Genomic DNA, 21,560 nt, shown 5'->3' with positions numbered 1-21,560 from the left:
ACGCGCGCAGGGACCGTGAGGTTGCGCGCGAATCGGAGTGCGTCCGTCGGGCCGGCCGCGGAGGTTCAGACCCGGCGGAAGCGGACGGGCTGGCCGGGGCGGACCTGGGCGGCGCGGTCGACGTCGGCGTCGCGCACCACCCCGACCACCGGGTAGCCGCCGGTCAGCGGATGGTCGGCGAGGAACAGTACCGGCTCCCCGCCCGGCGGCAGCTGGATCGCCCCCCGGACCATGCCCTCACTGGGCAGCTCGGTGTCGTCGTCGCGGCGCAGCGGGTCCCCGGTCAGCCGCAGTCCGACTCGGTCGCTGCGGTCGGACGCGGTCCAGGTCGTCGTGAACAGGGCGTTCGCGTCGGCGAGGCGGTCGTCGCGGGGACCGGGCACGACCCGCAGCACCACCGGCCCGGCCTCGGGCAGCCCGACGGGTGCGACGTCGACCAGCGGGAGCGCCGTCGGCTCCGGCCCGACGGGCAGCGTCACGCCCTGCTCGAGCGGGGGCGGGCCGATGCCGGAGAGGGTGTCGGTGCTGCGGGACCCGAGGACCGGGTCGACGACGAGCCCGCCGCGGACGGCGAGGTAGGTCCGCAGCCCGCGGTCGGGGGTGCCCAGGGCGAGCTCGGCACCGGCGCGTAGTGGGATCAGGGCGTTGTGCCCCATGGGTTTTCCGTCGACGGTCGCGGGTGCGGGGGCTCCGGTCACCGCGACGAGGAGGTCGTGCTCGGCGCGCACCGTCAGCCCGCCGAGCAACACCTCGACCGATGCCGCCCCGGCCGGGTTGGCGACGAGCCGGTTCCCCAGGGCCCAGGCGGTGCGGTCGGCGGCACCCGAGCGGCCCACGCCGATCGACGCGAGGCCGACGCGGCCGGTGTCCTGCAGCAGGGCGCGCGGGCCCGTCGCCAGCACGGTGAGGGTCATCGGCCGACCTGCACGAACCTGACCCGGTCGCCGGGCGCGAGCAGTGCGGGCGGGTCGCGGTCGGTGTCCCACATCGTGGCGTCGGTGTGTCCGAGCAGCTGCCAGCCGCCGGGGGTCGCGCGGGGGTAGACGGCGGAGAACTCGCCGGCGAGCCCGACCGCGCCGGCGGGGACGCGGGTGCGCGGTTCGTCGCGGCGGGGCACGTGCAGCCGCGGGTCGCCGTCGACGAGGTAGGCGAAGCCTGGTGCGAACCCGGCGAACGCGACCCGCCACTGCGATCGGGTGTGGGCGGTGATCACCTCGTCGACGGTGAGTCCGGTGCGGGAGGCGATCTCGTCGAGGTCGGGGCCGTCGTAGACGACGGGGATGTCGACGGGTTCGGTCTCGTGCGTCACGGCGGCGTCGGCGATGGGGAGTTCGGAGACGGTGCGGCGCAACGCCCCGAGGTCGGCACCGGGCTCGGTGACGACGAGGACGGTCCGGGCGGCGGGGACGACGTCGAGCACGACCGGCAGCGCGGCGGCGCGGACGGCGGTGGCGAGGGCGACCGCGTCGTCGAGGGTGTCGACCTCGAACAGCACGGCCGCGTCCCCGCAGGGCAGCGCCTTCACGATCCACGCCGAGTTCGACCGGAGACTGGTTCCGGCGGGCCGAGAACCATTCTGACGTCGAACTCGGCGGAGCCGGAGGGCGGGCGCGGCGCCGAGCGGCGGCTCACGTGAACGCCGCCACGGTGATGCCGGCGGCGTCGAGGGCGGCGCGGACCTCCGTGGCCATCGCGACGGCGCCGGGGGAGTCGCCGTGGACGCAGACCGAGTCGCCGCGGACGGCGACGTCGTCGCCGGACACGCTGCGCACCAGGCCTTCCGAGACGATCCGCAGCACCCGCTGCGCGACCTCGTCGGGGTCGTGCAGCACCGCGCCCGGCTCGGACCGGGGGACGAGGGTGGCGTCGGGGGTGTAGCCGCGGTCGGCGAACACCTCGGGGACGGCGCGCAGCCCGGCGGCCTCGGTCGCGCGGAGCAGGGCGGACCCGGGAAGACCGAGGATCGGCAGGTCGGGGTCGTAGTCGCGGACGGCGGCGACGATCGCGCCCGCCTGCGCCTCGTGGTGGACGACGGTGTTGTAGAGGGCGCCGTGCGGCTTCAGGTAGCGGACGCGGGTGCCGGCGACGCGGCACATGCCGTCGAGGGCGCCGAGCTGGTAGACGACGTCGTCGGCGAGCTCGGTGGGTGCGACGTCGACGAACCGGCGGCCGAACCCGGCGAGGTCGCGGTACCCGACCTGCGCGCCGACGGCGACGCCGTTGCGGGCGGCGACGGTGGTGGTGGCGCGCAGCGTCGTCGGGTCGCCGGCGTGGAAGCCGCACGCGACGTTGGCCGAGGTGACCAGGCCGAGCATCGCCTCGTCGTCGCCGAGTTGCCAGCGTCCGAAGGACTCGCCGACGTCGGAGTTGAGGTCGATGAGGGTCATGCGCCGGATCGCTCGCGACCGCGGGGAGGGTGGGCCCGGTCAGGCGGTGCCGACGGGCTGGCCGAGGGCTTCGGCGAGCAGTCGGCGGACGCGCTCGTCGGGCGCGGTGTAGTACACGAAGGTGCCTTCGCGACGGCCCTCGACGAGGCCGGCGAGGCGCAGCTTGGCGAGGTGCTGGCTCACCGCGGCGGGCTGGGACCCGACGAGCTCGGCGAGGCAGGCGACGTTGGTCTCGCCCTGCAGCAGCGCGTAGAGGATCTTGATCCGGGTGGCGTCGGCCAGCAGGCGCAACGAGTCGGCGGCCCGTCGGACGTCGTCCGGGTCGGGCATCTCGAAGCCTGCTATGCCGTCGTGCACGTCGCCACTGTACCCGGCGGGGACCATCTGACGAACCGTGCGGACGTGCCGGCGTCGCACGGGAGGCATTCCTCTCACAGCCGGTGACCTGTTGATCCGAACGATGACTCAACTTAGGCTCACCTCATCACTGGGTGGTGATCGCGCGGTGATGCAGGAGATTCGGTCGGGCGGAGGTCTGCCGGTGAGCCCTGGGCCCACCCCGGCGCTGGTGAAGGACGCGCTCCCCGCCAATGTCACGCCGATCCGGCAGGGTCGGCTGTCGACGCGCGCCGACCTGCCCGACCGACACGCCGCCACCATCCGCGAGCTCCGGCGGCACGGCCCGTACGTGGTGCTCGGCTGGTCGCCGGGGACAGTGACCGCGCACGAGGTCGCCGCCCGCCTGGGCGACACGCCGCTCGTCGTCATGATCGACGAGGTCGCCGCCGGCGTCCAGCGGATCTCGGCGGGCCGCGACGCGGGGCCGACGAGCAGGCTCTCCTCGCAGCTGGTGTTCCTCGAGGCCGGGCGCGACGCCACTCCGGCGGCGGCGCAGGACCGGCAGCCGTTCGACGACGCCCCGCTGACCGAGGTCGTCGTCGACGCCACGCACGCCGACATGCGGACGCCGGACCGGTCGCGGAGTACGGCCCGGCGCCGCGCGCTGACGTTGCACGCATTCTGGACGAGAAGGAGGGAAGTTGATGAGAGAGCAGCCCGACGCCCGAGCCGCCGACGTCGTCGCCGTGGAGACGCTGTCGCCGAGCATCGTGCGAGTGGTGGTGGACGTGCCCGGCTTCGCGTCGCTGGGGGTGTCCGACGAGGGGTGCGTGCTGACGTTCCCCGTCGAGGGATCGAGTGTCGCCGAGTCCGACGTCGAACGCGGGCACTGGTACACGGTGCGCCGCGCCGACGGCGACCGCGTCACGTTCGACGTGATCGTCCACGAGGGCGGCGCGGCATCGGAGTGGGCGCGCCGCGGGAAGCCGGGCGACCAGCTCTGCCTGACCTACCAGAACAGCTGGTTCACCCGTCCCGACGGCGTGGACTGGCAGGTGCTGCTCGTCGACACCACCGGGCTGCCGGCGGCGGGCCGCATCGTCGAGGAGGCACCCGCGGGGTTGCGCACGATCGTCGTGGCGGAGGTCCCGGGGCCCGCGGACGAGCAGGAGCTGCCGGGCGCCGAGGTGAGGTGGGTGTACAACGTCGAGCTCGTGCATGGCGGGTCCGAGCTGGAACGGATCGCGCGGGAGGTGCGGCTCCCCGACGGTCCGGGGTACGTCTATGTCGCGGGCGAGGCCGCGGCCACGCGTGCCGTGCGCAAGTACCTGCGCCACGAGCTGAAGCTGCCTGCCGAGTCCTACGGGGTGATCGGGTACTGGCGGCGCGACGCCGCGGCGTGGGCGGAGCGGGTGGCGCGCTCGACGGTCGACCTCGGGGAGCTGTGGCAGCGTGCCGAGGCCGAGGCGACCGACGAGCAGGAGGCGCTCGACCTGTACGAGGAGCGGTTGGGGCGCGCCGGGCTGTTGTGACGGTCGGGCGTGATGAAAATCTTCTGACTACGCATCTGCGTGAATACGCAGATAAGGTACGCGGGTGCTTCCCGAGGTCCGCTACGCCCTGCTCGCCCTCACGGCGTTCGCCGTTGCCGTCCCCGCCCAGCTGCTCGACGCGCCCGCCGCGCTGACCGCAACCGCCTGGGTCGTCTGCTACGTCGCGGGCGGGTGGGAACCCGCCTGGTCGGGCCTGCGCGCCCTGCGCCACGGCAGCCTCGACGTCGACCTGCTCATGATCGTCGCCGCGCTCGCCGCGGCGGCGATCGGACAGTCGCTCGACGGCGGGCTGCTCGTCGTCATCTTCGCGACGTCCGGCGCGCTCGAAGCCGTCATGACGGCCCGGACGCGCCGCGGCATCGAAGCACTGCTCGACCTCGCCCCCGAGACGGCGGTCCTGGTCCGCGAGTCGGACGAGACCACCGTTCCCGCCCGCGACCTGCGCATCGGCGACGTCGTCGTCGTCCGGCCCGGCGAACGCGTCCCCGCCGACGGCGAGGTCGTCGACGGCGCGAGCGACGTCGACACCGCCACCCTCACCGGGGAGCCGCTGCCCCGTCCCGCCGGCATCGGCACGAGCGTCCACGCCGGCACCGTCAACGGCACCGGCGTCCTGCACGTGCGGGTCGACAGCGACCCCGCCGACTGGGTCGTCGCCGGCATCCGCGACCGCGTCGAGCGCGCCACCGAGTCGTCGTCGCGCCGACAGCTGCTCATCGAGCGCATCGAGCAGCCCTACTCCGTCGGCGTCGTCGCCGTGACCCTCGCGCTGCTCGGCATCCCGCTGCTGTTCGGCGCCGCATTCGAGCCGACCCTGCTGCGCGCCATGACGTTCATGATCGTCGCGTCGCCCTGCGCCGTCGTCCTCGCGACCATGCCGCCGCTGCTCGCCGCCATCGCCGTCGCCTCCCGCCGCGGCGCCCTGCTGCGCGACGCAGGCGTCGTCGAGGCCCTCGCCGCCGTCGACACCGTCGCCCTCGACAAAACCGGCACCCTCACCTCGGGACTGCCCCGCGTGGTCGCGGTGCGCGCAGCCGATCCCGATGCGCTCGTCGCGCTCGCCGCCGCCGCCGAGGCCGGCAGCGAACACGCCCTCGGCCGGGCGATCCGCGAGGAGGCGTCACGGCGACAGCTGGCCGTACCCGCCGCGACCGGGTTCGCCGCCGAACCGGGGATCGGGGTCCGCGCGACGGTGCGCGGGCAGATGGTGACCGTCGGGCGTCCCGCCACGCCCGAGGCCGTCGAGGCGACCGTCGTCGAGGTCCGGGTCGACGGCGAGCTCCGCGGAACCCTCGGCCTCGCCGACGACCTGCGCCCCGGCGCCGCCGACGCCGTCGCGTCCCTCACCGCGCTCACCGGCCGCACCCCCGTCCTGCTCACCGGCGACGCCGAACACCCGGCCGCCGCCGTCGCGGAACGGCTCGGCATCACCGAGGTCCACGCCGGTCTCCTGCCCGACGACAAGGCCGACGTCGTCGAGGCGTGGCGCCGCGACGGCCGGACCGTCCTCGCCGCCGGCGACGGCGTCAACGACGCCCCGCTGCTCGCCGTAGCCGACGTCGGGCTCGCCGTCGGCCACGGCGCCAGCGCGCTGTCGGTGCAGGCCGGCGACGGGGTGCTGCTGCGCGACCCCATGGGCGGGCTTCCCACGCTGGTCGCCCTGTCGCGGCGGGCGACCCGCGTCGCCAAGGCCAACCTCGTCTTCGCGGGCACGGTGATCGCGGGGCTCGTCGCCTGGGATCTGATCGGGACGCTGCCCCTGGTCCTCGGCGTCGCCGGCCACGAGCTGTCGACGGTCGTCGTCTGCCTCAACGGCCTGCGCCTGCTGGTCGACCGCTCGGCGTCCCGGACTCCGACGGTCGCGGACCGGCCGTCGACGCGCAGCGAGGTCGCGGTCGGCTAGCCGCGCGCAACCTCACGGTCGCGGATCGGCTCGTCGGCAGCAGTGGGGTTGCGCCCGATCTGCCGGGCGCAACGTGAGCGTTGTGGATCGGCTCGTCGGCAGCGGTGAGGTCAGGCTGCGGGGAGCGTCGTCAGCGCGGTGAGGGCCATGTCGCGCAGCAGTGTCGCGACCTCACGGGTGCTGCCTCGCGCACCGCTGTGCGGGGTGGAGTTGAGCAGTCCGAAGGTGCCGTGCGCGGCGATCCGCGCGGCCTCGGGCTGCAGGCCCGGCGTGATCTCCCGCAGCACCTCCACCCAGATCTCGACGTAGGTGCGCTGCAACAGGCGCACCTTCCGCCGCGGCTCGGGCGGTAGGTTCGCGAGGTCGCGGTCCTGCACGACGATGAGGTCGGGCGAGGTCAGCGCGAAGTCGAGATGGAAGTCGACGAGCGCCTCCAGTGTGGCCCGGGCGTCGCCACCGGTGGCCGCTCGCTCCCGCCCACCGGCGAGGAGGTGCTCGCTGATGCCGACGAGCATCTCCGCGAGCAACGCCTCCTTACCGGGGAAGTGCCGGTAGAGCGCGGGCCCGCTGACCCCGACGGCCGCGCCGAGGTCGGCGATGCTCACCCCGTGGAACCCGTGCTTGGCGAACAGCCGGGCCGCGACGGTGAGGATCTGCTCGCGCCGACCGGTCGCGGCACCCGTCGGGACGGCCATTGGCGCAGCGTAGCCGGTTAACGCCCGCTAACGCAGCGGGTGTGGGTCAGCCCTCGGGCCGCGCTCTGCAGGGCACCCGGCTCAGGGCCGACGGGGCGGACGGAGCGGACGGGGTCGACGGGAGGAGGCTGGACCGCGGTGGTCAGACCGAGGTCAGCTCCAGCCACCGCCTTCGGTCCAGCAGAAGGTCGACGTCGTCGCGGAAGGCTCGCACCAGGCTCGGGAACTGGGGCGTCGCCTGCCGGATCCTGGTGCACAGGGCGGCGAGGTGGCCGTCCAACGTGTCCAGGTCCGGGCAGGAGTACGCGGTCCCGCGCTGTCCGGTGACGACGGTGGGGTCCTCGACGTCGACGGGCGCCGACGACCAAGGAGTGGTCGGAGCCATGTGGGCCTCCTTTGTCCGATGCGCCTCCGGCGGATGCGCTACCGACCGCCTGCCCGTTCCCGGGCCACTCAATCCTGTTCCGGGCGCCGGATCGTGCCGGATCGTGCCGGGCGTGCGGGGGCGTGCCGGGGCCCGTCCTCGGGTACGCCGTACGGTCGCCCGCCGCATCTGTCGGGCAGTGGCGCTGCTCGCACGCAGGGCACGACATCTGGCGCCGGACGTTAACGTTCGCTAACCTGTTAACGATCGCTAACCTGCTTGGAGGGTCGATGACGAGCCCGACCGACGCCCCCGTGCTCGCCACGGCGGCCGACCCCGGTGGCGACACGTTCGCGCGCAACGCCTCCGCCCACCGCGACCTCGTCGCCGACCTCAACGCGACGCTCGCCACCGCCCGCCTCGGCGGGCCCGCCCGCAGCCGGGAACGCCACGTCGCCCGCGGCAAGCTCCTCCCGCGCGACCGCGTCGACGCCCTGCTCGACCCGTCGTCGCCCTTCCTCGAGCTGTCCCCGCTCGCGGCGCACGGCCTCTACGGCGGCGACGCCCCCGGCGCCGGGATGATCACCGGCGTCGGCCGCGTCGCGGGCCGCGAATGCGTGATCGTCGCCAACGACGCCACCGTCAAGGGCGGCACCTACTACCCGATGACAGTCAAGAAGCACCTCCGCGCGCAGGAGGTGGCCCTGCACAACAAGCTCCCGTGCGTCTACCTCGTCGACTCCGGCGGTGCCTTCCTCCCGCAGCAGGACGACGTCTTCCCCGACCGCGAGCACTTCGGCCGCATCTTCTACAACCAGGCCACCATGTCGGGCCTCGGCATCCCACAGATCGCCGCCGTCATGGGATCGTGCACCGCGGGCGGCGCCTACGTCCCCGCGATGAGCGACGAGGCCGTCATCGTGCGCGACCAGGGCACGATCTTCCTGGGCGGTCCGCCGCTGGTGAAGGCCGCGACCGGTGAGGTCGTCACCGCGGAGGAACTGGGCGGCGGCGCGCTGCACTCCCGGGTCTCCGGCGTCACCGACCACCTCGCCGACGACGACGCGCACGCCTTGGCGATCGTCCGCTCCATCGTCGCCACCCTCGGCCCGCGCGCCCCGCGCCCGTGGGACGTCGTCGCCACCGAGGAACCCGTCGTCGACCCCGCCGAGCTCTACGGCATGGTCCCCACCGACAGCCGCACCCCCTACGACGTGCGCGAGGTGATCGCCCGCGTCGTCGACGGCTCGCGGTTCCACGAGTTCAAGGCCGAGTACGGCACGACCCTCGTCACCGGGTTCGCCCACATCCACGGCCACCCCGTCGGGATCGTCGCCAACAACGGCATCCTGTTCAGCGAGTCCGCGGTCAAGGGCGCCCACTTCGTCGAGCTGTGCGACCAGCGCGGCATCCCCCTGGTGTTCCTGCAGAACATCTCGGGCTTCATGGTCGGCCGCGAGTACGAGGCCGGCGGCATCGCCAAGAACGGCGCGAAGATGGTCACCGCCGTGGCGTCGACGCGGGTGCCCAAGCTGACCGTCGTGATCGGTGGGTCCTTCGGCGCCGGGAACTACGCGATGTGCGGGCGGGCCTACTCGCCGCGCTTCCTGTTCATGTGGCCCAACGCCCGCATCTCCGTCATGGGCGGGGAGCAGGCCGCGACGGTGCTCGGGACCGTCGGCAACGCCGACCCGGCGGCGATCCGCGCGCAGTACGAGGAGCAGGGCCACCCCTACTACTCCTCGGCCCGGCTGTGGGACGACGGCGTCATCGACCCCGCCGACACCCGCCGCGTCCTGGGCCTGTCCCTCTCGATCGCCGCGAACGCGCCCCTCGGGGACCCCGCGTTCGGCGTCTTCCGGATGTGAGCGCGATGTCGCGCCGCCCCGCCCCTGCTCCCACCCCGAACGAGCGGCCCGTTCGCGCAACTCAGTTGCCCGACTGTGCCGTTCGTTCGCTCGGGAAGGCCGACCCCCAGGAGGTCTCGTGTTCAGCACCGTGATGGTCGCCAACCGCGGCGAGATCGCGCTGCGGGTCATCCGCACGCTGCGCAGGCTGGGCATCCGCTCGGTCGCCGTGTACACCGACGTCGACGCGGGGTCGCCGCACGTCGCCGCGGCCGACGTCGCGGTGTCGCTGGGCGCCACCAACGCCTACCTCTCGATCGAGCGCGTCCTCGACGCCGCGAAGGCGACGGGCGCCGAGGCCATCCATCCCGGCTACGGCTTCCTCTCGGAGAACACCGCGTTCGCTGCGGCGTGCGAGGACGCGGGGATCGTGTTCGTCGGGCCGCCCGCGTCGGCGATCGAGGCGATGGGCGACAAGATCCGCGCCAAGCAGACCGTCGCCAAGGCGGGCGTGCCGGTCGTCCCCGGTTCCGACGGCGCCGGCCTGTCCGACGAGGACCTGGCCGCCGCGGTCGACGAGATCGGCTACCCGGTGCTGCTCAAGCCCTCTGCGGGCGGTGGCGGCAAGGGCATGGTCGAGGTCCACGACGCCGCGGATCTGTCCGACGCGATCGTGGGCGCCCGGCGGGTCGCCAAGGGAGCGTTCGGCGACGACACCCTGCTCGTCGAACGGCTCGTCACGACGCCGCGGCACATCGAGATCCAGGTGCTGGCCGACGCCCACGGCACCGTCGTGCACCTGGGCGAACGTGAGTGCTCGCTGCAGCGCCGGCACCAGAAGATCGTCGAGGAGGCACCGTCCGCGCTGCTCACGCCCGAGCAGCGGGAGCGGATGGGTGCCGCCGCGGTCGAGGCGGCCCGCTCGGTCGGCTACACGGGCGCGGGGACCGTCGAGTTCATCGTGGGTGGCGACCGGCCCGACGAGTTCTTCTTCATGGAGATGAACACGCGGCTGCAGGTCGAGCATCCGGTCACGGAGATGGTCACCGGGCTCGACCTGGTGGAGATGCAGCTGCGCGTCGCCGCCGGTGAGCCGCTCCCCCTGCGGCAGGACGACGTGGCGCTGACCGGGCACGCCATCGAGGTCCGCGTCTACGCCGAGGACCCGACCGCCGGTTTCCTGCCGACGGGCGGGCGCGTGCTCGCGTTCGAGGCACCGACCGGAGCCGGGATCCGTACGGATGCGGGGATCGAGGCGGGCGGGGTCGTCGGGTCCGACTACGACCCCATGCTCGCCAAGGTCATCGCCCACGGCGCCGACCGCGACGAGGCCCTGCGCCGCCTCGACACCGCCCTGGCCCACACGACGCTGCTGGGGCTGGGCACGAACATCGGCTTCCTGCGCGCCCTGCTGGCCGACGACGACGTCCGCGCCGCGAACCTCGACACCGGGCTCGTCGGCCGTCGTCTCGACGACTGGGCCGCCGCCGATCTCCCCGCCGACGTCGTGGGCGTCGCCACCGGGGTGGCGCTGCTCGACCTCGAACCGCGCGGGCAGGTCGTGGACCCCTTCGACATTCCCGGCGGCTGGCGTCTGGGCGACACGGCCGCGACGACCCGCACCCTGCTGGTGTCGGGCCACGACCCGGTCGAGGTCAGCGCCCGCGGCCGTGCGACGGACGCGTCGATCGTGATCGAGGGCGCGCTCGAGACGAGGACCAGCACAGAGCTTGTGAGTGGCAATAGTCGCTATAGCGACTATTGCCACTCACAGGGCGGCGTCAGCCGGCGTTACACGGCGGCGCGGGCCGGCGACGGGACGTTGTGGATCGGCCGCGACGGGTACGCCTGGGCGATACGCGAGCAGGGGCGGCTGGAGGCCGCCCGCGCCGACGCCGCGGCCGGTGGCGGGCCCGTCGTCAGCCCCATGCCCGGCACCGTGACGGTCGTCGACGTGGCCGAGGGCGACACCGTCGTCGCAGGTCAGCGGCTCGTCGTCGTCGAGGCGATGAAGATGGAACACGTACTCACCGCACCGGCCGACGGTGTGGTCCGCGAGCTGCGCGCCCGGGCGGGCGCCGCCGTCGCCAAGGACGCGGTGCTGCTCACCGTGGACACTGAGGAGGAGTAAGCGGTGGATCTCGAGCTCAGCGAGGAGCAGGAGGCCCTGCGGCAGACGGTCGAGGACTTCGCGCACAAGGAGGTCGCCCCCGTCATCGGCGGCTTCTACGAGCGCGAGGAGTTCCCCTACGACCTCGTCGCGACGATGGGCCGGATGGGGCTGTTCGGGCTGCCGGTCGACGAGGACCACGGCGGCATGGGCGGCGACTACACGGCGCTGTGCATCGCGCTGGAGGAACTGGGACGTGTCGACTCGTCCGTCGCGATCACGCTGGAGGCCGGGGTCTCACTCGGCCTGATGCCGATCTACCGCTTCGGCACCGACGAGCAGAAGGCCCGCTGGCTGCCGTCGCTGGTCACCGGAGAGCATCTCGGCGCGTTCGGGCTCACCGAGCCCGGCGGCGGTTCCGACGCCGGCGCCACCCGCACCACCGCCCGCCTCGACGGCGGCGAGTGGGTCATCAACGGCTCCAAGTCGTTCATCACCAACTCCGGCACCGACGTGACGTCGCTGGTCACGGTCACCGCGATCACCGGGGAACGCGGCGGCGGCAAGAAGGAGATCTCCGCGATCGTCGTGCCGTCGGGGACGCCGGGGTTCTCGGTGGCGCCCAAGTACTCCAAGGTCGGCTGGAACGCCTCCGACACCCACGAGCTGTCGTTCGACGACTGCCGCGTCCCCGCCGAGAACCTCCTCGGCGAACGCGGCCGCGGCTACGCCCAGTTCCTGTCGATCCTCGACGAGGGCCGCATCGCCATCGCCGCCCTCGGCACCGGGCTCGCGCAGGGCTGTGTCGACGAGTCGGTCCGCTACGCCCACGAGCGGGAGGCCTTCGGCCAGCCCATCGGCAGCTACCAGGCGATCCAGTTCAAGATCGCCGAGATGGAGACGCGCGCCCACACCTCACGGCTCGCCTGGTACGCGGCGGCCGCGAAGATGCAGGCGGGCAAGCCGTTCAAGAAGGAGGCGGCGATCGCGAAGCTGGTGTCGTCGAACGCGGCGATGGACAACGCCCGCGACGCCACGCAGATCTTCGGCGGCTACGGCTTCATGAACGAGTTCCCCGTCGGCCGCTTCTACCGCGACGCGAAGATCCTGGAGATCGGCGAGGGCACCTCGGAGGTCCAGAAGATGCTGATCGCCCGCCAGCTGGGGTTGTAGAAGCGTCGCGGTACGGTCGCGTCGACGACCGGGAGGAGCCACTGTGGCCAGCTGGGACGATCTCGTCTCCTACGTGCGGGTGCGCTACGAGATCATGCGCCAGCACGACCAGGAGCTGTGGTTCAACCTGCCGACGACGGGTGAGCGCACGCAGCTCGTCGTCGTACGCCAGGTGGTCGGCGACGACGGCCACACGTGGGCGCAGATCTCCTCCCCGATCTGCCGCGTCGCCGAGGTCGACCTGACTGAGCTGCTGTCGCTGGCGAGCGCATCGGTCGTCGGCGGCGTCGTGACGGTCGACGGGATCGCCGTGTTCCGGCACTCCGTCCCGCTGGGCGACGCCAACCTGGGCAGCTTCGACCGCCCGTTCCGGCACGTCGCCGACGTCGCGGACGACCTCGAGGAGAAGCTCACCGGCCGCGACGAGCACTGAGCCCTCCACTCGGCGGGGTGGTGGGCTGCGGGCTCGCCGGTGTGGGTGGGATCAGGAGATCGGCTCCAGTGCCTGGTCGACGACGACGCGCAGGCGGGCGAGGAGCTCGTCGGCCTCGGCCCAGGTGAGGACGCCCGAGCGGATGCCGAGGCGGATCTCCTCGGCGACCGTCCGCGAGAAGTGAGTCGCCCATTCGGACCGCGTCCACCCTGCGTTCATTCGCAGATGGTGCCCTGCGCCACATTCCGTTCACGATCCGGGGGTGTGTTACGCACCGTAACAGCCCACTACGCCGAGCGAGCGGCTCCGCGACCGTTCGACGCCGCCACCCGGCCCAGCACCCCGGGTACGCCGGTGACCGGCCGCAGTTCGGTGAGGGTCGGGTGCCCGGCCGCCAGCAGCGCGATGTCGCTGTCCGCGGCGGGCTCCTCGGTCATGTCGCGCAGCGACGACACGAGCGTCCCGTGCGCATCGCCCTCCCGGTGCTCGACGACGACCTGCGCGTTGCCGAACTCCGCCAGCTCCGCCTCCCGCAGCTCGCGCAGCGCGCCCGCGTCGACGTCGGGGGTGTTGAGCGACAGCACGGTGCCGGGGTCGCGTGCCAGCAGCAGGTCGAGCACCTGGGGCACCAGGGCGGTCGCCGCCTCCCAGTGCGGGGCCTCGGGCGGGACCCAGCCCGTGTCGAGCGACACGGCGAGGCCGTACCAGCCCTGCAGGCTCGCGGTCAGCGCGGCGCCGACGGTTCCGGAGTGCAGGACCGACCGGCCGACGTTGGCGCCCAGGTTGATCCCGGAGACGACGACGTCGGGCGCCGGGTCCAGCCAGCCACGGCCCGCCGCGTAGACGATGTAGGCGGGGTGCCCCTCGACGGCGAAGGCGGGGACGTCGTCGAGACCCGGCACAGTGCGGGGGTGCACGCGGACCCCGTCGTCGTCGCGCACGGACAGCACCGAGGCGGCGACGCCGCTCGAGTCGACGTGCGGCGCCGCGACCACGACCTCGAGTCCCGCGTCGCGGACCGCGGCGGCGAGCGCCCAGAGGCCGGGGGAGTCGATGCCGTCGTCGTTGGTGATCAGGGCCCGCAGGCGCCGCGATGAAGCCACGTCCTCCACGGTAGGCGAGTGCCGAGCGTGTCGTCGGCCGGAGGAGAGCAGCCCCACCCCGCACAACCTGTGTCGTCGCCCCCCGGCCACCGTCAGTTCAGGTTGGCGAGCAGGGAGCGGGCCTTGTCGCGCAGGGCGTCGCGCTGTGCGACCTCCAGAGGGGCATCGGTGTCGTCGGCCGCCTTGCGCAGGATGCGTGCGGCCTCGGGCCAGCGGGCCTGCGAGCCGAGGGCCTCGGCGAGATCGGTGAGCAGGGGGACGGCGGTCTCCGCAGGCCCGGGGAAGGTGAGCCGCATCCGCAGCACCCACTCCAGGTCGGCGGGGCGGCGGCGCCGGCCGTAGACGCCGCGCAGGTTCTCCAGGATGCGGACGAGGATCTGGCGGTTGCTCACCCGGGGCAGCAGGTCGCGGTGGAACGGCACCGACCCCTGCGCGGCGCCCGTGGTGGCACGGAACAGCTGCTCGCACTCGGTGTCGTCGAGTGTCCGGCCGCCGCCGAAGACGTCGATGTGCACCCCGGAGGCCTTGTCGCGCACCAGGAAGTGCCCCGGCATGCCGACGCCCTCCAGCTCGACGCCGACGCGGCGGCCCACCTCGATCGCGACGACCGCGAGCGTGATCGGGATGCCGGTGCGCCGCCGCAGCACGTGCGGCAGCAGCGAGTTGCGGGGGTCGTAGTAGTCCTCGGTGTTGCCGCGGAAGCCCTCGACCTCGAACAGCGACTCCAGCAGCCCCGGCAGCCCGGAGCCGGCGGGGACGGCCGCGGCGAGCCTGTCGAGCTCGGCGAGCCAGCGGTCGGGATCGAGGCCCGGGTGGGCGCCCGCGGCGACGGCGAGCGCGCCCACGTCGAGATCGGGCTCGCCGCGGCCCACGAGGGCGCCGAAGCGCGCGACGGGATCCATCGATCCAGTGTGCCGCCGCGACGGGCCTCGTCGGCACTCAGAGGCTCATGGTCACCCGAATGACCGTCCCGCTGCCGTCGCTCCACACCTGCAGGACGTCGGAGAGCTCGGAGGCGAGCCACAGCCCACGGCCCCGCGCCCCCGACGGCGGCGGCGCCACCAGCCCCGGGAACGGGACCTGCATCCGGCCCCCGTCGCGCACCTCGGCGACGACGTGCGAGCCGGGACCCGTGCCGTGCTGCCAGAGCCGCAGCGTCCCCGACCCGGGCCCGTGCTCGACGCTGTTGCTCGCGATCTCGTTGACGGCCAGCACGAAGTCGGCGACGCGTTCGGTGGACAGGCCGGCGTCCGTCGACACCTCGGCCACGGCGCGGCGCAGCCCGCTCAGCCCGTCGAGCGCGAAGTCCCGGGCCTCGACCGGGCGGCCGAGATCGGGCGGTGGGGGCGGCGGGAACTCGGCGACGACGTCGCCGGGCGTGCGGTAGCCCAGACCGGGCACCGAGTGCCCGGCCGACAGCAACGTGCGGTGCGTGGAGCCGCGCAGCAGACGTTCCTCGACGTCGTCGGGAAAGGGGCAGAGCACCTCCACGGGCAGGCCGGGGAGCGCGACGTCGAGCGCCGCGTCGAGACGCGCCCAGTAGCCGGGGCCGTCGGGCAGGTCGGCGACGTGCTGGGCCACGACCGCCGCACAGCCACCGGGCACCGTCCGCCGCGACAGCCGCGCCCAACGGACCGCGACGGTGAACGCGGGCAGCCGGTAGACCTCGGCCGGGGAGAGGAACTCGACCCGGCCGGCCGCGTCGCCGAGCTCGGCGCGCACCGCGTCACGCTCGGGGTCGGCCAGGACCGCGACGACGGGACCCTCCGCCTCGATCGCGCTGCGCAGCCGCGGCCCGAGCTGCGCCGCCAGCCCGGTGGGGGAGCTGAACGGGACACCCTCGTGGAGCGGCTCGGCGACCCCGGCGCCGGGCGCCGTCATCGTGGGCCCGGCAGGGGTGGCCAGGACACCCGGGCGCACCCGTGCCCTCGTCCCATCGCAGCCACCGTCTCCTCGCGGGACCCGGTGCCCGCCCCCGCGGCGCCCGGCCCCTACGCCCCTTCTCGCAGGCCGCACAGTAGTGCCCCCGACCGTGCGATCGCGAACCGTGGGCCGTCCCGGGTGCTGTGGCACTCACCGCGTCCCGCGCCGTGTCCGGTTCGCGGGCCGGTGTGGCAATGTGATCCGCGTCGGCGGGTGGCCCGACGGCACCGGACTCGAGGAGTGGGATGCGCGTCTTCAACGGGGTGGACGAGCTGCGCGCGGCGGTCGGCGAGACCATCGGCGAGAGCGAATGGTTCACCGTCGACCAGAGCCGGATCGACGGGTTCGCCGACGCGACCGACGATCACCAGTGGATCCACGTCGACGTCGACAAGGCGGCGGACGGCCCGTTCGGCACGACGATCGCGCACGGCTTCCTGACGTTGTCGCTGCTGCCCAGCCTGCTCAAGGACGTGTACTCGATCGAGGGCACGAAGATGGGCATCAACTACGGCCTCAACCGCGTCCGGTTCACCTCGCCGGTGCCGGTGGGCAGCAAGGTGCGGGGCGTCGTCGAGCTGGCGGACGTCAGCGACGTCGCCGGTGGCGTGCAGATCACCACGAAGGTGACCGTCGAGATCGAGGGTGCCGAGCGGCCCGCGCTGGTCGCGGAGTGGCTGACCCGCCAGTACGTCTGACAGACCGGGGGACCCCATGCGTGATGCGGTGATCTGCGAGCCCCTGCGGACGCCGGTGGGCGGTTTCGGCGGCGCCCTGCGCGACGTGCCCGCCCACCAGCTGGCCGCCACCGTGGTCACCGCACTGCTGGAACGCACCGGCCTGCCCGGCGACGCGGTCGACGACGTCGTCCTGGGCCACTGCTACCCGACGATGGACGCCCCCGCGATCGGACGGGTCGCCGCCCTCGACGCGGGCCTGCCCGTCACGGCGGGCGGCATCCAGATCGACCGCCGCTGCGGCTCCGGGCTGCAGGCCGTCCTCTACGCGGCGATGCAGGTGTCGTCAGGGGCGGCGGAGGTCGTCCTCGCGGGTGGCGCGGAGTCGATGTCCAACGCGCCGTTCTACTCCACCGGGATGCGGTGGGGCGCCAAGGCCGGGCCGGGCGTGATGCTGCACGACGCGCTCTCGCGCGGCCGGGTCACCGCGGGCGGGGTCAACTTCCCCGTGCCCGGCGGGATGCTGGAGACGGCGGAGAACCTGCGCCGCGACTACGCGATCCCCCGCGCGGAGCAGGACGAGTTCTCCGTCCGCTCCCATCAGCGCGCCGCCGCCGCACAGGCCGCGGGCCGGTTCGCCGACGAGATCGTCCCCGTCACCGTCAAGGGGCGTAAGGGTGACACCGTCGTCGACAGCGACGAGCACATCCGCCCGGATTCCAGCACCGAGATCCTGGCGAAGCTCCGGCCGATCCTGGGCCGCGACGACGCGGGCGCCACCGTCACCGCCGGCAACGCGTCCGGGCAGAACGACGGCGCCGCGGTCTGCGTCGTCACCAGCCCCGAGCGGGCCGAGGAGCTGGGGCTGCGGCCGCTGGCCCGCCTCGTGTCCTGGGGTCTGGGTGGCGTCGAGCCGAAGACGATGGGGATCGGCCCGGTCCCGGCCGTCGCCAAGGCCCTCGCGCGGGCAGAGCTGGCGCTCAAGGACGTCGACCTGATCGAGCTGAACGAGGCGTTCGCCGCGCAGGTCCTGGCCTGCACCCGCGAGTGGGGGTTCACCCCGGCCGACTTCGACCGTGTCAACGTCAACGGTTCGGGCATCTCGCTGGGCCACCCCGTCGGCGCCACCGGCGGCCGGATCCTGGCGACGTTGACCCGGGAGATGGTGCGCCGCGACGCCCGCTTCGGGCTGGAGACGATGTGCATCGGCGGCGGCCAGGGCCTGGCCGCGATCTTCGAACGCGTCTGAGCAGCGCCGTGTCCGAGCTCGACATCGAGGGCGCCGGACGCGTCGGCACCGAGCTGGTCCGTCTGGTGCGGCTCATCGAACGCACCTACTCCCAGCACCACGCGATCCATCCCGACGGCGTCGACCGCGCCACCTACGTGCTGCTCGTGCACCTGGTCGACGGCGGCCCGTACCGGTCGAGCGCGCTCGCCGAGGCGGTGCACTCCGACCCGTCGACGGTCAGCAGGCAGATCACCCAGCTCGTCAAGCTGGGGCTCGTGCGCCGCGTCTCCGACCCCGCCGACGGGAGGGTGGTGCTGCTCGTCGCCACCGAGGAGGGCGAACGGGTGCTCGTCGAGAACCGACGGCTGCGCAACGAGGGGATCGCGCGGATGCTCGCGAGCTGGCCCGCCGCCGACCGGGAGCAGTTCGCGGCGCTCCTCGCGAGGTTCACGGCCGACTTCGAGCAGTACAAGGCCGCGCGAACACCCCCGGGTGCCGCCGGGCGACGCTGACGCGGCCGCCCCGGGGGACAACGGGGTGTCCGACGGATCAGACGCCCCGTGGCCGTCACTCGGCGGTGTCGTGCTCCTCGTGCTCCTCGGCGGCGTCGAGCGCGCGCTTGCGGGAGGCGTGGATCTCGGCCTCGGCGTCGGCGCGGCCGACCCAGGTCGCGCCCTCGACGCTCTTGCCCGGCTCGAGCGTCTTATAGATCTCGAAGAAGTGCTGGATCTCCGCCCGGTCGAACTCGGGCAGGTGGTGGATGTCGCGCAGGTGCTCCTGGCGCGGGTCGTCGGCGGGGACGCACAGGACCTTGTCGTCGCCGCCCTTCTCGTCCTTCATCCGGAACATGCCGATCGTGCGTGCGCGGATGAGGCAGCCCGGGAACGTCGGCTCCTGGACGAGGACCAGCGCGTCGAGCGGGTCGCCGTCCTCGCCGAGGGTGTCATCGATGAATCCGTAGTCGGCCGGGTACTGGGTCGCGGTGAACAGCGTCCGGTCGAGCCGGATCCGGCCCGTCACGTGATCCACCTCGTACTTGTTCCGGCCGCCCTTGGGGATCTCGATGGTGACGTCGAAGTCCACGGTTCGTTGCTCCTGATGGGTCGGTGGCGGCTGTCGAGAGCCGACGCCGGTCGGGCGACCGGCTCCGGCGCCTACCTCTAGTGTGGGGGACCGCCCGCCGGTGCGGACCCTCCGGGGGTACGGGTCACGCCCGTGAGGATGGTCGCAGGCAGGAGGAACGGGTGGGTTTCGGACGGCGGATCGGCGACACGTTCCGAGTCCCGGGTCGTGGCCTCCGTCGCACTGTGGTGGTGCTCACCGTGCTGGTGACGGCCGTCGCGACGGGTTCCGCGGTCGCGTTGACAGCGCCCGGCCTGCTCGGCAGCGCCGGCGCCCAGGAAGCCGTGGCCATGCCCGTGCCGGTCCCGGCGCTGGGTGGGCTGCCCGCCAATGCTCCGCTCCCGACGGCGTCGGGGCTGGCCACCGCGCTCGACGCCGTGACCCGCGGATCGGCACTGGGCACGTTCGGCGGGGTCGTCGTCGACCCGGCCACCGGCACCCCGCTGTGGCAGCGCTCGCCCGACGACGCGCTCGTCCCCGGCTCGACCGCGAAGCTGTTGACGTCGGCGGCCGCGCTGCTCAGCCTCGCCGGCACCGAGCACCTGTACACGCGGGTCGTCGCCGGCGCCACGCCCGGTTCGGTCGTCCTCGTCGGCGGGGGTGACCCCACCCTGACGGCCCTGCCCGCGGGCAAGGACTCCGTCTACCCGCAGCCCGCGCGGCTCGGCGACCTCGCGGCCGCGGTGAAGAAGTCCCTCGGCACGCAGCAGGTCACGTCGATCATCGTCGACACGAGCCGCTACACCGGCCCGGGTCTCGCCGCCGGCTGGGACCCGGCCGACGTGGCGGGCGGCTTCGTCACGCCCATCGAGCCACTGATGCTCGACGGCGGCCGCGTCGACCCGGGCGCCCAGGACGGCACCCGGGTGAACGACCCCGCGGAACAGGCGGGCAAGGCGCTCGCGAAAGAGCTCGACGTCGACCCGGCGAACGTCAGCTCGGGCACGGCGCCGCCCAACGCGACGGTGCTGGGCACGGTGTCGTCGGCGTCGATCTCCGACCTCGTCGAGCATCTGCTGGAGACGTCGGACAACGTGCTCGCCGAGATCCTGGCGCGCGAGGTCGCGATCGCCCGTGGCGGCGAGCCTTCGTTCACCGGGGCGACCGCGCAGGTGCTGGCGGCGCTGAACCAGGCGGGCATCGACGCCTCGGGTGCCGTCCTCCACGACGGCAGCGGCCTCTCCACCGGCGACCGTGTCCCGCCCCGGCTGCTGGGCGCGATCCTCGCCGTCGCGGGGACCCCGCCGCAGAGCCCGCACGACACCGAGTTCCTGCGCCCCATCCTCGGCGGGCTGCCCGTCGCGGGTGGCGACGGCACGCTCGAGGACCGCTTCGGGGCGGGCACCTCGGCCGCCGGACGCGGGGTGGTGCGGGCCAAGACGGGCACGCTGACCGGGGTCAGCAGCCTCGCCGGCGTGGTCACCACCGCCGACGGCAGGCTGCTCGTGTTCGCGTTCATGTCCAACGGCCCCAACCCCGCCGACGCCCGCCCCCGCCTCGACACGATCGCGGCGACGTTGAGCCGCTGCGGCTGCCGCTGAGACCACGGGACGGCGTCCGTGTGCGTAGCCTCGGGTCCGTGCCGCCCGCCCTGACGCAACCGCCCGCGCCCATCGACTCCGGCCTGCCCGTCAACTGGGATCTGGCCAAGCGGACCGCGTCCCGGCTGATGTCGTCGGGGCCGCAGGCCTCGCGCGCCGAGGCCCGCGAGCTGGTCGTGCGGCTGCGCGCGGACGCCGCCGTCGCCGAGGGCCACGTCCGCACGGTCACGGGTCTGGGGGAGGGGCTGCCACTGCTGCCCGCCGACGTCGTCGACCGCCCCGGCTGGGCGTCGGCGGCCGTCGACGGCATGTCCGCGCTCACCTCCGGCGCGTCGCTGCCTCGTACGCCCAAGGTGGCCAAGGCCGTCACCGGCACGACGGCGGGCCTGCAGATCGGGTCGGTGCTCGCCTACCTCGGCGGGCGGGTCCTGGGCCAGTACGACCCGTTCGGCGGCGCCGACGGCGCGGGCAGGCTGCTGCTCGTCGCCCCCAACGTGCACGCCGCCCAGCGGGCCCTGGACGTTCCGTCGACCGACTTCGGGCTGTGGGTGTGCCTGCACGAGGCCACGCACCGGCTGCAGTTCACGGCGGTGCCGTGGCTGCGCGACTTCTTCTCCGGGCAGGTGTCGGCGTTCCTGTCGCTGGCCGACACCGACGGTTCCGACGTGCTCACCCGGCTGCCGGAGATCGCCAAGCGGATGCGGGAGACCCGTGGCGACGCGCTCGCCGTCATCGAGCTGCTGCAGGGCCCGGAGCAGCGGGCCGTGCTCGACCGGCTCCTCGCCCTGACGACGCTGCTGGAGGGCCACGCCGACCACGTCATGGACGCCGTCGGCCCCGAGGTCGTGCCCAGCGTCGCGACGATCCGGGAACGCTTCACCGTGCGTCGCCGCGGCGGCGGGCTGCTCGACCGGCTGCTGCGGGCGCTGCTGGGCGTCGAGGCGAAGATGAAGCAGTACGCGGTCGGCTCCGCGTTCACGTCGTACGTGGTGCTGGCCGCCGGGATGGGCGGGTTCAACCGGGTGTGGGAGTCGCCGGAGACGCTGCCCACCCGCGCCGAGCTGGCCGACCCGGCCGCATGGCTGCGCCGCGTGGGCTGAGGGCGCGGCACGTGGGCACGAGCCGCGCCGGGACGGCCGTCGCGCGGCTGCGGCTCCCC

At 73.7% G+C, this 21,560-nt stretch carries 22 protein-coding genes and 1 pseudogene; 12 read left to right on the top strand and 11 right to left on the bottom strand.

Annotation, left to right across the window (positions count from 1 at the left end; genetic code table 11):
• Positions 1–65 precede the first annotated feature (65 nt).
• From PSU4_RS27065 to PSU4_RS27050, 4 genes are all read right to left on the bottom strand, one after another.
• Complete coding sequence (locus PSU4_RS27065) at positions 66–914, bottom strand: 5-oxoprolinase subunit C family protein (protein WP_147114458.1); 849 nt, start codon at positions 912–914, stop codon at positions 66–68.
• Entirely contained in the window at positions 911–1,525 is a 615-nt protein-coding gene (gene pxpB / locus PSU4_RS27060; protein ID WP_147114454.1) for a 5-oxoprolinase subunit PxpB, read from the bottom strand. Before pxpB ends, PSU4_RS27065 begins: the two co-directional genes overlap by 4 nt.
• Positions 1,526–1,628: 103 nt before the next feature.
• Positions 1,629–2,387, bottom strand: coding sequence for a LamB/YcsF family protein (locus PSU4_RS27055; protein ID WP_147114451.1), 759 nt, complete (start codon positions 2,385–2,387; stop codon positions 1,629–1,631).
• A gap of 39 nt (positions 2,388–2,426) precedes the next feature.
• On the bottom strand, positions 2,427–2,744 hold the full coding sequence (locus PSU4_RS27050; RefSeq protein WP_222596415.1) for an ArsR/SmtB family transcription factor: 318 nt from the start codon (positions 2,742–2,744) through the stop codon (positions 2,427–2,429).
• Positions 2,745–2,847: 103 nt separating this feature from the next.
• Between PSU4_RS27050 and PSU4_RS33125 the strand changes: the two are divergent.
• The 3 genes and pseudogenes from PSU4_RS33125 to PSU4_RS27035 all read left to right on the top strand — a co-directional run.
• A pseudogene (locus PSU4_RS33125) lies at positions 2,848–3,156 on the top strand (thioesterase domain-containing protein); the annotation flags it as partial.
• A gap of 274 nt (positions 3,157–3,430) precedes the next feature.
• Positions 3,431–4,258: a siderophore-interacting protein gene (locus tag PSU4_RS27040; protein ID WP_147114442.1), complete on the top strand. Its 828-nt coding sequence runs from the start codon at positions 3,431–3,433 to the stop codon at positions 4,256–4,258.
• Between the two features lie 64 nt (positions 4,259–4,322).
• Positions 4,323–6,182, top strand: coding sequence for a heavy metal translocating P-type ATPase (locus tag PSU4_RS27035; RefSeq protein ID WP_147114439.1), 1,860 nt, complete (start codon positions 4,323–4,325; stop codon positions 6,180–6,182).
• Positions 6,183–6,292: 110 nt separating this feature from the next.
• Here the strand turns inward: PSU4_RS27035 and PSU4_RS27030 are convergent, their stop codons facing one another.
• Both PSU4_RS27030 and PSU4_RS27025 read right to left on the bottom strand, forming a co-directional pair.
• Complete coding sequence (locus tag PSU4_RS27030; RefSeq protein ID WP_147114437.1) at positions 6,293–6,877, bottom strand: SACE_7040 family transcriptional regulator; 585 nt, start codon at positions 6,875–6,877, stop codon at positions 6,293–6,295.
• 142 nt (positions 6,878–7,019) lie between these two features.
• Positions 7,020–7,262 carry a hypothetical protein gene (locus PSU4_RS27025; RefSeq protein WP_147114434.1) on the bottom strand — a complete coding sequence of 81 codons (243 nt, stop codon included), beginning with the start codon at positions 7,260–7,262 and terminating at the stop codon, positions 7,020–7,022.
• Positions 7,263–7,531: 269 nt separating this feature from the next.
• Between PSU4_RS27025 and PSU4_RS27020 the strand changes: the two genes are divergently transcribed.
• From PSU4_RS27020 to PSU4_RS27005, 4 genes are all read left to right on the top strand, one after another.
• Positions 7,532–9,109 (top strand): carboxyl transferase domain-containing protein, encoded by a 1,578-nt coding sequence (locus PSU4_RS27020; RefSeq protein ID WP_147114431.1) that lies wholly within the window; start codon positions 7,532–7,534, stop codon positions 9,107–9,109.
• Positions 9,110–9,227: 118 nt separating this feature from the next.
• Complete coding sequence (locus PSU4_RS27015; protein ID WP_147114428.1) at positions 9,228–11,219, top strand: acetyl/propionyl/methylcrotonyl-CoA carboxylase subunit alpha; 1,992 nt, start codon at positions 9,228–9,230, stop codon at positions 11,217–11,219.
• Between the two features lie 3 nt (positions 11,220–11,222).
• Positions 11,223–12,371, top strand: coding sequence for an acyl-CoA dehydrogenase family protein (locus tag PSU4_RS27010; RefSeq protein ID WP_147114426.1), 1,149 nt, complete (start codon positions 11,223–11,225; stop codon positions 12,369–12,371).
• A 43-nt stretch (positions 12,372–12,414) separates the two neighbouring features.
• Positions 12,415–12,804 carry a hypothetical protein gene (locus PSU4_RS27005; RefSeq protein ID WP_147114423.1) on the top strand — a complete coding sequence of 130 codons (390 nt, stop codon included), beginning with the start codon at positions 12,415–12,417 and terminating at the stop codon, positions 12,802–12,804.
• Positions 12,805–12,855: 51 nt separating this feature from the next.
• On the opposite strand, the gene PSU4_RS31600 is transcribed toward PSU4_RS27005, so the two are convergent.
• The 4 genes from PSU4_RS31600 to PSU4_RS26990 form a co-directional block, all read right to left on the bottom strand.
• The gene (locus PSU4_RS31600) at positions 12,856–13,023 is read right to left on the bottom strand and encodes a hypothetical protein (protein WP_186817207.1); all 168 of its coding nucleotides are present in this window, start codon (positions 13,021–13,023) and stop codon (positions 12,856–12,858) included.
• 68 nt (positions 13,024–13,091) lie between these two features.
• The gene (surE, locus tag PSU4_RS27000) at positions 13,092–13,907 is read right to left on the bottom strand and encodes a 5'/3'-nucleotidase SurE (RefSeq protein WP_246115375.1); all 816 of its coding nucleotides are present in this window, start codon (positions 13,905–13,907) and stop codon (positions 13,092–13,094) included.
• A 92-nt stretch (positions 13,908–13,999) separates the two neighbouring features.
• Positions 14,000–14,809, bottom strand: coding sequence for a transglutaminase family protein (locus tag PSU4_RS26995; protein WP_147114420.1), 810 nt, complete (start codon positions 14,807–14,809; stop codon positions 14,000–14,002).
• 37 nt (positions 14,810–14,846) lie between these two features.
• On the bottom strand, positions 14,847–15,827 hold the full coding sequence (locus tag PSU4_RS26990) for an ATP-binding protein (RefSeq protein ID WP_147114417.1): 981 nt from the start codon (positions 15,825–15,827) through the stop codon (positions 14,847–14,849).
• Between the two features lie 248 nt (positions 15,828–16,075).
• On the opposite strand from PSU4_RS26990, the gene PSU4_RS26985 reads away from it, so the two are divergent.
• From PSU4_RS26985 to PSU4_RS26975, 3 genes are read left to right on the top strand one after another with little or no spacing between them, the layout of a single operon-like run.
• The gene (locus PSU4_RS26985) at positions 16,076–16,528 is read left to right on the top strand and encodes a MaoC family dehydratase (protein ID WP_147114414.1); all 453 of its coding nucleotides are present in this window, start codon (positions 16,076–16,078) and stop codon (positions 16,526–16,528) included.
• Positions 16,529–16,544: 16 nt separating this feature from the next.
• Complete coding sequence (locus PSU4_RS26980) at positions 16,545–17,756, top strand: acetyl-CoA C-acetyltransferase (protein ID WP_147114411.1); 1,212 nt, start codon at positions 16,545–16,547, stop codon at positions 17,754–17,756.
• An 8-nt stretch (positions 17,757–17,764) separates the two neighbouring features.
• Complete coding sequence (locus tag PSU4_RS26975) at positions 17,765–18,250, top strand: MarR family winged helix-turn-helix transcriptional regulator (protein ID WP_246115374.1); 486 nt, start codon at positions 17,765–17,767, stop codon at positions 18,248–18,250.
• Positions 18,251–18,305: 55 nt separating this feature from the next.
• Here the strand turns inward: PSU4_RS26975 and PSU4_RS26970 are convergent, their stop codons facing one another.
• Entirely contained in the window at positions 18,306–18,821 is a 516-nt protein-coding gene (locus PSU4_RS26970; RefSeq protein WP_147114405.1) for an inorganic diphosphatase, read from the bottom strand.
• Positions 18,822–18,982: 161 nt separating this feature from the next.
• Here PSU4_RS26970 and dacB point away from each other — a divergent pair, with 161 nt between their 5' ends.
• The gene (dacB, locus tag PSU4_RS26965) at positions 18,983–20,401 is read left to right on the top strand and encodes a D-alanyl-D-alanine carboxypeptidase/D-alanyl-D-alanine endopeptidase (protein ID WP_147114402.1); all 1,419 of its coding nucleotides are present in this window, start codon (positions 18,983–18,985) and stop codon (positions 20,399–20,401) included.
• Between the two features lie 38 nt (positions 20,402–20,439).
• Positions 20,440–21,501 (top strand): Rv3626c family coenzyme F420 biosynthesis-associated protein, encoded by a 1,062-nt coding sequence (locus PSU4_RS26960; protein WP_147114399.1) that lies wholly within the window; start codon positions 20,440–20,442, stop codon positions 21,499–21,501.
• The last annotated feature ends 59 nt before the right edge of the window (positions 21,502–21,560 follow it).

It is taken from the genome of Pseudonocardia sulfidoxydans NBRC 16205 (genome assembly GCF_007989085.1).
GTDB lineage: Bacteria > Actinomycetota > Actinomycetes > Mycobacteriales > Pseudonocardiaceae > Pseudonocardia > Pseudonocardia sulfidoxydans.
Note: the sequence above shows the minus strand (reverse complement) of the source record. Positions and strands in the feature narration are given on the sequence as shown.